The organism is Tepidiforma thermophila, assembly GCF_002563855.1.
GTDB classification, from domain to species: Bacteria; Chloroflexota; Dehalococcoidia; order Tepidiformales; family Tepidiformaceae; genus Tepidiforma; species Tepidiforma thermophila.
Window position 1 is genome coordinate 1695681 of the sequence record NZ_PDJQ01000001.1, and the last position, 13570, is coordinate 1709250.

8 protein-coding genes are annotated in these 13570 nt (G+C 67.5%); 5 read left to right on the forward strand and 3 right to left on the reverse strand.

Annotated elements, in window-relative coordinates:
• Nucleotides 1–223 precede the first annotated feature (223 nt).
• From A9A59_RS08230 to A9A59_RS08240, 3 genes are read left to right on the forward strand one after another with little or no spacing between them, the layout of a single operon-like run.
• Nucleotides 224–1279 (forward strand): hypothetical protein, encoded by a 1056-nt coding sequence (locus A9A59_RS08230; protein WP_098503817.1) that lies wholly within the window; start codon nucleotides 224–226, stop codon nucleotides 1277–1279.
• A complete protein-coding gene (locus A9A59_RS08235; RefSeq protein ID WP_133117564.1) occupies nucleotides 1279–2421 on the forward strand; it encodes a hypothetical protein in 1143 nt (380 codons plus the stop codon). Before A9A59_RS08230 ends, A9A59_RS08235 begins: the two co-directional genes overlap by 1 nt.
• Nucleotides 2418–4232, forward strand: a complete 1815-nt coding sequence (locus A9A59_RS08240; RefSeq protein ID WP_133117565.1) for an SH3 domain-containing protein — start codon at nucleotides 2418–2420, stop codon at nucleotides 4230–4232. Before A9A59_RS08235 ends, A9A59_RS08240 begins: the two co-directional genes overlap by 4 nt.
• A gap of 21 nt (nucleotides 4233–4253) precedes the next feature.
• On the opposite strand, the gene fusA is transcribed toward A9A59_RS08240, so the two are convergent.
• Nucleotides 4254–6317 carry an elongation factor G gene (gene fusA / locus A9A59_RS08245; protein ID WP_098503820.1) on the reverse strand — a complete coding sequence of 688 codons (2064 nt, stop codon included), beginning with the start codon at nucleotides 6315–6317 and terminating at the stop codon, nucleotides 4254–4256.
• 174 nt (nucleotides 6318–6491) lie between these two features.
• Here fusA and A9A59_RS08250 point away from each other — a divergent pair, with 174 nt between their 5' ends.
• Nucleotides 6492–9227 carry a helicase C-terminal domain-containing protein gene (locus A9A59_RS08250; protein ID WP_098503821.1) on the forward strand — a complete coding sequence of 912 codons (2736 nt, stop codon included), beginning with the start codon at nucleotides 6492–6494 and terminating at the stop codon, nucleotides 9225–9227.
• Nucleotides 9220–9606 (forward strand): N-acetyltransferase, encoded by a 387-nt coding sequence (locus A9A59_RS08255; RefSeq protein ID WP_098503822.1) that lies wholly within the window; start codon nucleotides 9220–9222, stop codon nucleotides 9604–9606. Before A9A59_RS08250 ends, A9A59_RS08255 begins: the two co-directional genes overlap by 8 nt.
• Here A9A59_RS08255 and A9A59_RS08260 read toward each other — a convergent pair.
• Nucleotides 9603–10832 (reverse strand): NADP-dependent isocitrate dehydrogenase, encoded by a 1230-nt coding sequence (locus tag A9A59_RS08260; RefSeq protein WP_098503823.1) that lies wholly within the window; start codon nucleotides 10830–10832, stop codon nucleotides 9603–9605. The two genes, A9A59_RS08255 and A9A59_RS08260, sit on opposite strands and share 4 nt — an antisense overlap.
• A gap of 15 nt (nucleotides 10833–10847) precedes the next feature.
• On the reverse strand, nucleotides 10848–13541 hold the full coding sequence (gene acnA, locus A9A59_RS08265; protein ID WP_098503824.1) for an aconitate hydratase AcnA: 2694 nt from the start codon (nucleotides 13539–13541) through the stop codon (nucleotides 10848–10850).
• Nucleotides 13542–13570: the final 29 nt, after the last annotated feature.

A 13570-nucleotide genomic window follows, 5' to 3' on the forward strand; every position in this document is an offset into this window, starting at 1 on the left:
TCGCCCCACGGCCCTTCCGTACGAGGGGTGCTGGCACGCCTCTCGGGGCGTACCCGGCGGTACTGCGGGGTGTACCGACCGCCTTGCCAGGTGGCCGAGCGCCGGGGTGTCGAGACCCGGTGTAAGACCAGGGCGGACTATCCGCCCGCAAGCGCGAGGTTGCCGCGTGCTCGCTCCCGGGTTGCGTCGAATTCCCGGCTCGTCCCGAACGCTCGTTCCCTTCGTGCTCACCGTCCTCGCGGTGGTCGCGGGGATCGGCGCATGGGTGGCGTCGTCCTCCCGGCCTGTCTCAACCGACGGGCCAGCACTCCCGGCCATCCCCGCATCGGAGATCCGCGCCGTCGCCTACCTTGAGCCGGACCCCGCCCTGCGTGCCGACCATCTCCGCGTCCGCGCCCTGGCGCAGGGCGCCCCCGCCCGCATCATCGCCACCTTTCCGTACACCTTCACCGGGCTCCACGCGCGCGGCGCAGCCTCGCCAGCCGGTGACCGCATAGCCGTTCTCGCCGTCGACGGCACGCGGGGGAGCGCGGCGACGCTCTCGCTGGTCGAGCTCGATGGCACCGTACGCGTGGCGGACGGCGGGTTCGACTACCTTTCCTCGCTTGCCTGGGCGCGCGATGGCTCGAAATTCGCTGTCACCGCGACCGCCGAACCGGGAGCGGTGCGTGTCATTGAGGTCGACCCCAGCACGCTGCGCCTGTCCGAGCTTGCCCGCTTTACTGGTGCGTTCCAGGTTGTCCCGCTGGGCTACAGCCTCGATGGCGGCCGGCTCTACATCGTCGTCGTCGACCAGTCCGGTTCGAGCCTTTGGATGGCCAGAGGCGGCGTCACCGAGCGAGTCGCAGAACTCTCGCCCGGCCGAACCCGCGACTGGGCGCTCAGCCCCGACGGCTCGCGCGTCGCCTTTGTGGACATCCTGAGCGCTTCCTCGCGGACCTATATCGGCAAGACGCTGACCATCGCCACCGGCGCGGTGACGGCGCTCCCATCCGGCAGGAACCAGGTCGGCGCCGCGTGGCAGCCGGGCAACCCGCTCCCGGTTTTCGGTGGGCCCGGGGGTTCCCTCCAGCTCGAAGACCCGAACCCTTCTGCAGCTTGGGTCATTCCCCACGCCTATGCCCCGCTCGGCGATTACGTTGTCATCTCCACCGTCGGCGCCGGCACCGACCCTTCCTCCCGCCCGGAGGCGGCCCTCTGGATAGCCTCGCCTGAATCCCGGGAGTTGCTTACCGACGTCCCGGCCGCGTCGTTCGTTGGCTGGGTGAGGGGAGAGTAATGGCATCGACACCCGTCTCCCCCGTCCGTTACCGAACCCGGCACCAACCCGGCACGGGTCGCCTGGCACGGCTCGTCCTTGTTCTGACGGGGCTCGTCGCTGTGCTCGCCATCGGCCCTATCCTCTGGGGCATAATCGCCGGCGATGCGAAACAGGGGCCCGGCTCGGCCTTTGCAGCCGCGCCGCCCGGCACCTACGCCCTCGTCACGCGGACCGAAGGCTCGGTCGATGTCATCGCGGCCGTACGGGTCGATCAGCCGGCCAGTCCCATCGAAATCGCCCGCGTCCCCCACCTCGAGGGTTTTCGGACCCGGGGGGCCGTCGACCCCTCCGGGCGTTTCGCAGCCCTCGTTGTAGTCGACGGCGGCTCGCCGGTTCAGCCCCACGCGTCGCTTATTGTCGTCGATCTCCAGCGCGGGGTCGCGGAACGCCTCGTCTCCGGTATCGACCCTCTACAAATGCCGCTGTGGACCACCACCGGGGACGCCGTCATCGTGACCCGCCCAAGTGCTGCCCCCTCGAGCGGCGGCGCAGCAGTCGACCTGCTCGAAGTGCGCCTCGACGGCGCGGTCCGCCTCCGCTGGTCACAGGCCGCCCTGGCGCTGGCGCCGGTCGGCTGGAAGGACGGGCGGTTGCTGGCGGTGGCAGTTGACGCGCGCGGCTCCACGCTCCAGGCCGACGGACAGGACCTGCTCCACCTGTCGACGTCGATTACCCGCGACTGGGCGCTTGCCCCGGATGGTTCAGCCATCGCCTTCGTCGAGGTCTCGACCGACTCGGGTGTCAGGTACAGCGCGCGGGTGGCAGTGCTCGATGGCGCGGTCGCGGCGCGGGCACAGGCGCTTTCCGCTCCCGGCATCGAAGCTCTTGGAGCTGCCTGGGCGCCCGGCGGAAGCCCGACATTCGGCGCTGTGCCACGCCACGACGTCGTTATGGGCGATGCCTCTGCCCAGTCACTTCGAGACGCTCCCGGTTTCGACGTGCCCCTCGGCTACAGCCCCGACGGCTCGCACCTGGTTGTGATGCACTGGAACGGCTCGAGTTTCGCGTCGCCCGGGCGGCCGGAGCTGCAGGTCATCGGGCCCGCCGGCCGGGCCGCCATCCCTGGGTTCGAAGGATTCCTCGGATGGGCGCGGCGTTGAGGTCCGTATTGCTGGGCGGACTGCTCGGCCTCCTGGCGCTGGCTGCGACGGTTCCACGCCAGTCCGCCCATGCCGACCACTATCCGTGTCACGTGCCGAACTACGGTTTCGGATTTGATACCTACGAGTACGAAGACTACGTCACGGTGTACAACCACATGATTGAGCTGGCCGCCGCCGGCCTGGCTGTTCCCCCGCCATACCGGCTGCCCTCGGGCGAGTGGGTCGACGTCAGCTATCCCGGGCTCGAAACTGGCCCGCGCAATGCTCGTCAGCCTCGAAGTCACGAAGCCACTGTCCCGCCGAGCCTCTACAAGGCGATGGTCTGGGTCGAGTCCGGCTGGGCACACGCCGGTGGCTCCGTCCCGTACGGCGGAGTGGGCCCGGTCCTCGTGGCCATCGACTGCGGATACGGGCTCGGCCAGATCACGACGGGAATGGGCCACCTCGCCTCGCCGCCGGCCCTCGACATCCGGGTTCCGTCGGCCCGCCAGGCGATGATCGGCACGCACCCGCTCTTCAACCTCGCCGAAGGGGTGCGCATCTTCGCCGACAAATGGAACTCCGCGCCGGAATTCCGGCCCGTGGCCGGCAATGGCGACCCCGCTGCACTCGAGGACTGGTACTACGCAGTCTGGAGTTACAACGGTTTCGCATTCATCAACCACCCGCTCAATCCAAACCGTAACCCCCTCCGGGGTGAGGTCTGGCACTGCAACGATCCCAACGCGCCCGGCTTCGGCACCTTCACCTGGGGCGATTACACCTACCAGGAGAAAGTCTACGGCTGCGTCCGCTACCCTCCGGTGCCGAAAGGCCAGAGCTACCCGCCGCCGCTCGCCCCGGGGGGGCCGGACCAGCCCCCGTCCTCCCCGTCCCTGGCTGTTGGAGACACCGCCGTCGTCCGCGCCGATGGCCAGTGTCTCAACGTCCGTCCGGCCCCGGCCGCAAACCCGCCGCTCACCTGCCTCCCCGAGGAGACCCGAGTCACCATCGTCGGCGGACCGCAGGAACTGGACGGCATCACCTGGTGGCAGGTGACGAACGGGCAGGTCACCGGTTGGTCGGCGGGGCAATACCTGGTCAAGGTGCAGCCGCCCCCGGCCGCCGATGCACCCGTCAACCCCGCCGGCCGCATGTGGCCGCCACTCGAGGTTGCGATGCCCTCCCTCTCGGTGCCCGCGGTCGCAGCGGCGTTCGCGCCCGCCGCCTACAGCGAGTGCGCTGACCGAGGTTTCGCCGGCGGCTGTGCCGCCATGGATTTCCCCACCACGATTCCTGAACTGGGCATCACGCCGCACACGGACCCGACCCCGGCGCCTGCCCCACCGCTGGCCGGTGCCTTCCTCGGCGCACCGAAGCTCCAGGTCATCGGCGAGCGAGCGGTGACGCTCCAGGTGACGGCGAGCAGCTCCACGGCGGCGTCACTGACTGTTCGTAATCTCGGGACGGGCATCGGCCCATTCCGGGTGCGCACGTCAGCGGCCTGGCTCGTGGTCCGCCACCCGAACGATCCGCCAGGCCGCGTCGTCGATGGCGGAGTCGCTATCGGAAAAGACCTCCCGGTCGTCGTGTCAACGAGCCCGCGGTCTGTCCAGGCCGGTCTGGACTCCGTGCTCGAAATCCGCATTAATCCGGCTCTCCTCCCACAGGGGGCGACGGGCGGGACGGTCCTCATCGAACCGCTCCTCGGCACGCTTCAGCCGGTCACCATCACGGTGACAGTACAGCGCTCCGGCTCCGCCAGCGGCCCGCCGCAGTTCCCGTTCAGGCGCATCCTGCCGAACGTTACTGCCGAAGGCAGTCCCTGACGCCCGACGGACTCCGGGCAGTCAGTGGGCGTGGGCCTCCTCAAGCGCTTTCTTGTGCTCGGAAATGACACGCTGGGCGATGTTCGCCGGCACCTCGCCGTAGTGGTCGAAGGTAAGCTCAAACACCCCGCGGCCCTGGGTGAGCGACCGGAGGTCGGACGCATACCGCTGCACCTCCGCCAGCGGGACCTCTGCCTCGATCACGCTCATGCCGCCGTCCGGGTTGATGCCATGAATGCGGGCGCGCTTCGTGTTCAGGTCGCCCACGATGTCGCCGGCAAATTCGTCCGGGACATACACCCGAATCAGCATAATCGGCTCGAGGAGAATCGGCCCCGCACCCTGCACGGCCTCCTTCAGTGCCTGGGACGCGGCGAGCTTGAATGACATCTCGTTGGAGTCCACCGGATGGTGCTTGCCGTCGACCAGGGTGACCTGGCAGTCCGTCAGTTCGTAGCCGGCGATGATGCCGCCGGCAGCTGTCTCCATGACGCCCTTTTCGACTGCCGGAATGAACTCCTTCGGCACCGCGCCGCCCACGACCCGTTCGGCAAACCTGATGCCGGAGCCACGCGGCAGCGGCTCAACTTCGAGCAGCACACGGCCGTACTGGCCATGGCCGCCAGTCTGTTTCTTGTGGGTATACTCCGCCGAGGCCTTCTTCGTGACGGTCTCCCGGTAGGGGACGCGCGGCAGCGCCAGTTCAACTTCGACATTGAACTTCCGTTTCAGCCGTTCAACGGTGACTTCGAGGTGGGCGTCGCCCAGGCCTGAGAGGATGAGCTCACCGGTCGCGGGGTCGCGGTCGAGGCGGAGACCGGGGTCCTCTTCGACCATCCGCTGCAGGCTCGGTCCGAGCTTATCGACCGCGGCCTTGCCGACCGGCCGGACGGCCATGCTGAATACCGGTGCGGGGAACTGCATCGGGGGAAGCGTGACCGGCCGCTCCCGGCTGCCGAGCGTGTCGCCGGTCCCCGTATGCGCAAGCTTGGCGACGACGCCAATATCGCCGGCGACAATCTCTTGCACCGGGACCTGTTCCTTGCCGCGCTGCATGTACAGCGTTCCGAGCCGCTCATCGGCCTGCCGATTCGCGTTCCACAGGTGGGAATCGGCGGTCACCCGCCCCGAAAAGACGCGCAGGTAGCTCAGCCGGCCCACGAACGGATCCGCCGCTGTCTTGAATACCAGCGCGACCGGCGGCGCCGAGGGGTCGGCCGTGACCTTGATGCCGCCGGCCTCGATCGGGTCACGGTCGGCGGGCGATGGGCCGCTGAATGCGATGGTGTGGAGCAGCTGCCGCACACCGATGAGTTTCGTTGCCGAGACACAGACCACCGGAAAGATCAGGTTGTGGTCCAGGCCGCCGTGGAGCACCCGGCGAAGTTCGTCCTCCGAGAGCTCCTCATCGGCAAAGTACTTGGTCATCAGCTCTTCGTCGGTTTCGACGATGCCCTCGATCAGCTGCGCCCGGAGCCGCTCCGCTTCCTCGCGCAGCTCATCCGGCACGTCAACTTCGTCGGCCTGCTCGTTCACGTAGCCCTTCATGTGGAGGAGGTCCACGACGCCCCTGAACGAATCGTGCGCCCCGATGGGGAGCTGGAGCGGCATCACACGGTGCCCCCATCGCTGCTGGAGTGCCGCGAGGACGTGTGCAAAGTTTGCGTTCTCCCGGTCCATCCGGTTGATGACAATGAGGCGCGGCAGCCCCAGCTTCTCGGCGATGCTCCACACCCTGTCGGTTCCAACCTCCGGGCCCGCCACCGCGTCAACTACCACCACCGCCAGGTCCGCGGCATGTGCCCCGCAAATGACCTCCGTCACGAAATCGGCGTACCCGGGGGTATCGATGATGTTGATTTTGCGGCCCTCCCACTCGAGCGGCGCCAGCGCAAGGTTCAGGCTGAACTTCCGTCGGTGCTCATCGTCGTCGTAGTCGGTGACCGTATTCTGGTCCTGGACGGAGCCGAGCCGGGTGATGGCGCCGCTCTCATAGAGCGCTGCTTCGGCAAGGCTCGTCTTGCCGACGCTCCCGTGGCCCACCAGGACCACATTACGGATGGCTTCGGTGGGATACACCTTCATCGACGTGAACCTCCTCCGGCCCGCGAAGTGGCCCGTAGTCTACGCACCGCCGATCCGCCCCTCAATGCGCGATGCGGCAGCAGGTGTCGTCCGCGGGGAAGAAGCTGGTTAACGTCGCGCCTCTCAATTCCGCCCGGTAGACTGGGCGATGCCATCAGTACGGATGTTCGAACCATGACAACCTATGTGGCGCTCGACCTCGAAACCACCGGCCTCGAGCCCGAGCGCGACCGCATCATCGAGGTGGGCGCCGTGCGGTTCACGGCCGGCGGCGTCGAAGCCGAGTTCAGCACCCTCGTCAATCCCGGCCGGCGGCTCACGCCGTTCATCGAGCGCCTGACCGGCATCTCGAACGCCCTCGTCGCGTCCGCGCCGCCGCTCGACCAGGTCCGCGACGACCTCGTGCGGTTCCTCGATGGCGCCGTGATTATTGGACATAATATTGAATTTGACCTCGAGTTCCTTCGCAACTCGGGCGTGCTGCAGCACGCTGATGCCATCGACACCGCGGAGTTTGCCCGCCTCCTCCTGCCCGACCTGAAGAACTTTACCCTTGGCGAGGTAGCTGCAGCCCTGGGCCTTCCGGTGACCGACCAGCACCGCGCGCTGGCCGATGCCCGCCTGGCGGCCAGGGTCTTCCTCGAGCTCAGCAAGCTCGCCGAACGCCTCGACCCGGCCCGGCGCGCGCAGCTTGGCCGGCTGGTGCTCACCGATGCGCCGGCGCTCGGGCGCACCCTTGGCGGCGCCGAGGCATCGCCGGCACCCCGCAGTGGGCTGCCGGCGCCTCCGCCATTCCGTCCCGTCCCCGTGCTTACCTCGCGGAATCCGCCGCAACCGATCCGGCGGCAGGACCTGGAGGCGGCCTTCGGCGGCCTTGCGCGCGTGGTGCAGGGGTTCGAGCACCGCGATGAGCAGCTCGCCATGGCCGAGGCGGTCCGCGAAACATTCGTGGAGGGCGGACACCTCCTCGTGGAGGCCGGGACAGGCGTCGGGAAGTCCCTCGCCTACCTCGTGCCAGCCGCGCTGGATGCCATCCGGAACGGCCGCCGGGTCGTGGTCAGTACCAACACCATTGCGCTCCAGGAGCAGCTCATCCAGAAGGACATCCCCGTGCTCCGCCGGGCGCTGGCTGCAGCAGGCTTCATCAATGCACCAGAGGACCTCCGGGTCGCTCTCCTGAAGGGACGCGGGAACTACCTGTGCTACGCCCGCTGGGCGGCAAGTTACGTGGCCGGCACGCGCGACCCGGACGTCGCCCGGCTCAGCGCCAGCATCCTCCTCTGGCTGGAACAGACGGAAACGGGCGACCGGTCTGAACTCCGGCTCGGTCCTGAGGAGTCGGCCGCCTGGGCTCGCCTCTCCGCATCCGAGGCTGATTGCCTTTCACGCCAGCATCGCCACGTCCGCGAAGGCAACTGCTTCCTCTGGCGGGCACGAAAGCTCGCGGAATCGGCGCACTTGGTTATCGTCAACCACGCGCTGCTGCTCGCCGACCTCGCATCGGAAGGCAGCGCGATTCCCGAATTCGACCACCTGGTTGTTGATGAGGCGCACAACCTCGAGGACGTCGCGACCCAGCAGTTCGGCGGAACGCTCACGCTTCGGAAATTGACCGAGTCCCTCGACGCTATCCATCGGCCCGGCACTCGCGACCACCGGGAGGGCGGCGCCGTCATGCTCCTGCGCTCTTTCGATGGCGAGCCGTACGCATCCTCTGCCAGGGCGCTGGCCGGGCTCGTCGCTGCGGCCCGCGAGGCAGCCCGCCCGTTTTTCCGGGCGGTGGGAGCCCTCCCTGCCCGTGACGGCGACGGCGACCGCCTTCTGCTGACACCCCTCGTCAGGCGCGAGCCCGCCTGGGAAGAGGCCGAAGAGCGCTGGCAGGCGCTCCATGCCCAGCTCGAGCGCATCGAACGCGCCGGCGAAGAGGCTGCGAAGCTGCTTGCCAAGGCGCCGGTTGAACTGTCCGACGAGCTCGCCGCCGAGTTCCGGGCAGCCTTCCGGAAGATCGGCGATGTTCGCGCGCTCGGTGAGGTGCTCGTCAACCCGGCCGGCCCGGAGACGATCACCTGGGCCGCCCGTGAGCCCGAAGGGATCGGCTCGCTTCATATGGCGCCTCTGGATGTCGGACCGCTCCTCCGCGAACAGCTTTTCGAACCCCGCCGCGTCGTGGTCGCAACCAGCGCAACCCTGAGCGCCAATCACGACATGTCGTTCGCGGCCGGCCGCCTCGGCCTTGACTCGCCGCGCATGCTCGAACTCGGGTCCCCGTTCGACTACGAGCGCGCCGCCCTGCTCGCTGCAGTCGACGACCTTCCCGAGCCGAACCATCCTGACTTCCCCGGCAGGCTCGCCCGCGCGATCGGGACGCTCGCCCTCGCCTCCCGCGGCCGCGCGATTGCGCTCTTCACCTCAAATGTGCTCCTGCGGCATGTCTCCGGGCTCGTCCGCCCGATGCTCGAGCCGTCCGGCATCGTGGTCCTCGCCCAGGGCATCGATGGCACCCCCAGGTGGATTACCGAACAGCTCCGCGAAAATCCCGAAACCCTCGTCCTCGGAAGCGCCAGCTTCTGGGAGGGTGTCGATATCCGCGGCGATGCGCTCTCGCTTGTGATGATCACCCGCCTGCCCTTCGATGTGCCGACCGACCCCGTCGGCCGCGCCCGCGCCGAGCAGTACGACGACCCGTTCAACCAGTACCAGGTCCCGGCGGCCATCCTCCGTTTCCGCCAGGGGTTCGGCCGGCTCATCCGCGACCGGCGCGACCGCGGCGTTGTCGCAGTATTCGACCGCCGTCTCTGGGAGAAGCGGTACGGGCGCCAGTTTATCGATTCGCTCCCGCGGTGCACCCGCTTCCGTGGCTCGACCGATGAAGTCGCCTCCGCCATTGAGGAGTGGCTCTCACGTGGCTGAGCTTGCACAGCAGCTTGCCATCCGAGGTGAACGGGTTGCACTCGAGCCGGCCGGTCTCGGCAGCCTGGCAATTGTCCGGCTGCAGGATGGTTGCCGTGTCGGCCGCCTGGACGTGCTGCCTGGCGGACCGGGCGAACTGATCGCCTGGGAGCTTTGTATCGACGAAGCGGAGCGCGGCTATGGCGCCGGCTCGGAGGCAGCCCGGCTCTTTGCCCTCGCCGCCGGGCAGGCGGGCTGGACCCGTCTCCGGGCGCGCGCGCACCCGCGGTTCGGACTCTCCGTCTACTTCTGGATGCGAATGGGCTTCCGGCCCCTCCATGGTGAGGGGCCGGAAGGGGGAATCTGGTTCGTCCGCCAGCTGGCAGGAGGACCAGCTTAGGCGTTCGTCCAGGCTGCCATTTTCGCCCGGAGGCCACGGTCGAGTTCGTCGAGGAACTCTTCGGTGGTGAGCCACGGTGTGTCCGGCGAGATGAGCATGGCGAGGTCTTTCGTCATCTTGCCGCTCTCGACCGTCTCGACGCAGACTCGTTCGAGCGTCTCCGCGAACCGCGCGACCTCTGGCGTGCCGTCCAGCTTCGCCCGGAAGGCAAGGCCGCGGGTCCATGCAAAGATCGACGCAATGGGGTTGGTCGAGGTTTTCTCACCCCGCTGATAGGCCCGGTAATGCCGGGTCACCGTCCCGTGGGCGGCTTCCGCCTCGCAGGTCTTTCCGTCCGGCGTGAGCAGCACCGACGTCATCAGTCCGAGTGACCCGAACCCCTGGGCCACGGTGTCGGACTGGACGTCACCGTCGTAGTTCTTGCACGCCCACACGTAGCCGCCCTCCCATTTCAGCGCTGAGGCGACCATATCGTCGATTAGCCGGTGCTCGTAGGTCAGACCGCGCGCCTTGAACTTTTCCGCAAACTCGGTGTCGAACACCTCCTGGAAGATGTCCTTGAAGCGGCCGTCGTATGCCTTCAGGATCGTGTTCTTCGTAGAAAGGTAGACCGGGTAGTTTCGCTCCAGGCCGTAGCGGAACGAGGCGCGGGCGAAGTCGCGAATCGAGTCATCAAAGTTGTACATGCCCATCGCCACGCCTGGGCCGTCGAACGTTGCGACCTCGAACTGCATCGGTTCGCCGCCGTCCGCCGGCGTCCAGCTGATCGTGACCGTACCCGGCCCTGGCACCCGGAAATCGGTCGCGCGGTACTGGTCGCCATGCGCGTGGCGCCCGATCACAATCGGTTTCGTCCAACCCGGTACGAGCCGCGGGATATTCCGGCAGATGATCGGCTCACGGAAGACCACACCGCCGAGGATGTTGCGGATCGTCCCGTTCGGAGACTTCCACATCTGCTTCAGGTTGAACTCTTTGACCCGTGCTTCGTCCGGCGTGATCGTGGCGCACTTCACCCCGACGCCGTACTTCTTGATGGCGTACGCAGCTTCGACGGTGACCTGGTCGTTGGTCGCGTCCCGGTTCTCGATGCCGAGGTCGTAGTACTCGAGCTTGATGTCGAGGTACGGCAGGATGAGCTTTTCTTTAATGAAGCGCCAGATGATGCGCGTCATCTCGTCGCCGTCGAGCTCGACGACCGGACTGAGGACTTTGATCTTCTCCATGGTGCTGCTCCCGGGTTAGCTGGCGGGCTGGGCCGCGATCTGGCGCAGGACGTACGGCAGGATGCCGTCGTGCCGGTAGTAGTCGAGCTCCACCGGCGTATCGATTCGGCACACGACCTTAAAGGTCCGTTCGCTGCCGTCGTCCCCGCGGGCAACGACATCGAGCAGCGCGCGCGGCGCAAGCCCCTGCGCGATGCCGCGGATGGTGTACACCTCGGTTCCGCTCAGACCAAGCGTCTCCCGGTTCTCCCCGGGCAGGAACTGAAGCGGAAGGACGCCCATGCCGACCAGGTTGCTTCGGTGGATGCGTTCGTACGATTCGGCGATGACGGCTCGAACCCCGAGTAGCTTCACGCCTTTCGCCGCCCAGTCGCGGGAAGAGCCGGCCCCGTACTCCTTCCCTGCGAGCACGATGAGCGGCACCCCCTCCGCCCGGTATTTCAACGACGCATCGAAGATGGTCATCTCCTCGCCGTCCGGCAGATGGCGGGTCACGCCACCTTCACTGCCGGGAACGAGCAGGTTGCGCAGGCGGATGTTCGCGAAGGTGCCGCGCACCATCACCTCGTCGTGGCCCCGGCGCGCGCCGTACTGGTTGAAGTCCTCCCTGGCCACGCCCATCTCCCGGAGCCAGACCCCCGCCGGACTGTTCGGGCTGATGTTGCCGGCCGGCGAGATGTGGTCCGTCGTGACCGAGTCGCCCACCATAACCAGCACGCGGGCGCCTTCGATGTCGGTCAGCGGCGTCGGCTCGAGCGACAGGTTGTCGAAGTAGGGCGCCCGCTTGATGTACGTCGACTTCGGGTCCCACGCGAAGAGGTCGCCCGAGGGCGTCGGAAGATTTCGCCACCGCTCATCGCCTTTGAATACATCGGCGTACTTCCTGCGGAACATCTCGGAGCGGACCGATGTGCGAATCGCCTCCTCGACCTCAGCCTGCGATGGCCAGATATCAGCGAGGAAGACCGGCGTGCCGTCGCTGCCGGTTCCGATAGGCTCGGTGGCGAAGTCGATATCTATCCGCCCCGCCAGCGCATACGCGACCACCAGCGGCGGCGAAGCGAGGTAGTTCGCCCGCGTGTCCGGGTTGACGCGTCCTTCGAAGTTCCGGTTCCCCGAGAGAACCGCCACGGCCACAAGGTCGTTCTCCCGGATCGCGTCGCTGATACGCGGGTCGAGCGGACCGGAGTTGCCGATGCAGGTCGTGCACCCGTAGCCGACAAGTTGGAAGCCGAGCCGGTCGAGGTAGGGCGTGAGCCCGGCCTCAGCGAGGTACTCGGTGACCACCTGGGAACCCGGCGCCAGGCTCGTCTTCACCCAGGGAGGGGTCGAAAGCCCGCGTTCGACCGCCTTTCGTGCGAGCAGCCCCGCGCCAAGCATCACCTCGGGATTGGAGGTGTTTGTGCAGCTCGTAATCGCTGCGATGACCACTGACCCGTGCCGGAGCTCGAATGACGTCCCGTTCCCGACCACCGCCGTGGCGGCCCGCTTCTCGGGCGGGACCATTGCCGAGAGGTTCTTCTCCCAGTCGGCTTTCGCGAGCCGCAGGGGAACGCGGTCCTGCGGCCGTCGCGGCCCGGCGATCGACGGCTCGACATCGCCGAGGTCCAGCTCGAGCGTCTCCGAAAATACCGGGTCTGGGGTCTCATCGGTCCTGAAGAGCCCCTGGGCCTTGCAGTACGCCTCCACCAGCTGAACGAGATGCTCGTCCCGGCCGGTGAAGCGAAGGTAGGCCAGCGTCTCCTCGTCAACGGGGAAGAAGCCCATGGTGGCGCCGTACTCAGGCGCCATGTTGGCGATGGTGGCCCGGGCCGCGAGCGGCAGGCCCGTCAGGCCGGTCCCGTAGAACTCCACGAACTTCCCGACAACACCCCGCTCGCGCAGCATCTGCGTCACCCGGAGGACGAGGTCGGTGCCCGTTGCCCCCTCGCGGAGGCGGCCCGTCAGCCGGAAGCCGACCACCTCGGGGATTAGCATCGCTACCGGCTGGCCCAGCATCGCCGCCTCGGCCTCGATGCCGCCGACGCCCCAGCCGAGCACCCCCAGGCCGTTCACCATCGTCGTGTGCGAGTCCGTGCCGACGAGGGTATCGGGGTACGCCTGCAGCTCTCCGTCAACCTCGTTCTGGAAGACGACCGAGGCGAGGTATTCCAGGTTCACCTGGTGCACAATGCCGGTCCCCGGGGGCACCACGCGGAAGTTCCGGAACGCCTGCTGACCCCAGCGCAGGAACTGGTAGCGTTCCCGGTTCCGCTCGAATTCGAGCTCGACGTTCTTTTCGAACGCATCGGGGCGGCCGTAGTAGTCGACCTGGACTGAGTGATCGATGACGAGGTCGACCCGCTGCAGCGGGTTGATGCGCGCGGGATCGCCGCCGAGTGCGACTATCGCGTCGCGCATCGAGGCGAGGTCGACCACCACCGGGACCCCGGTGAAATCCTGGAGCAGGACGCGGGCCGGCGTGAAGGCGATCTCGCGGTCGGCACCGGAATTCGGCTGCCAGCCGGCAAGTGCGGCGATGTCCTCGGCGGTGACCGCGCGCCCGTCCTCCAGCCGGAGCAGGTTTTCGAGCAGGATCTTCAGAGAGAACGGGAGTCGGTCGACGCCGGGAAATCCCCGGTCGCGCAGGGCGTCGAGCGCGAAGATGGTGTAGCTCGTGCCGCCGACTTCAAGGCGGCGTTTTGCACCAAACGAATCAGGGTGAGCCACTGTGACCTCCAGGGTGAGTCGCGGCGAAT

Excerpts from the sequence above, each read along its gene's own strand:
- A9A59_RS08235 (WP_133117564.1), top strand. The coding sequence starts at position 1,279 with ATGGCATCGACACCCGTCTCCCCCGTCCGTTACCGAACCCGGCACCAA.
- fusA (WP_098503820.1), bottom strand. The coding sequence starts at position 6,317 with ATGAAGGTGTATCCCACCGAAGCCATCCGTAATGTGGTCCTGGTGGGC.
- A9A59_RS08250 (WP_098503821.1), top strand. The coding sequence starts at position 6,492 with ATGACAACCTATGTGGCGCTCGACCTCGAAACCACCGGCCTCGAGCCC.
- A9A59_RS08260 (WP_098503823.1), bottom strand. The coding sequence starts at position 10,832 with ATGGAGAAGATCAAAGTCCTCAGTCCGGTCGTCGAGCTCGACGGCGAC.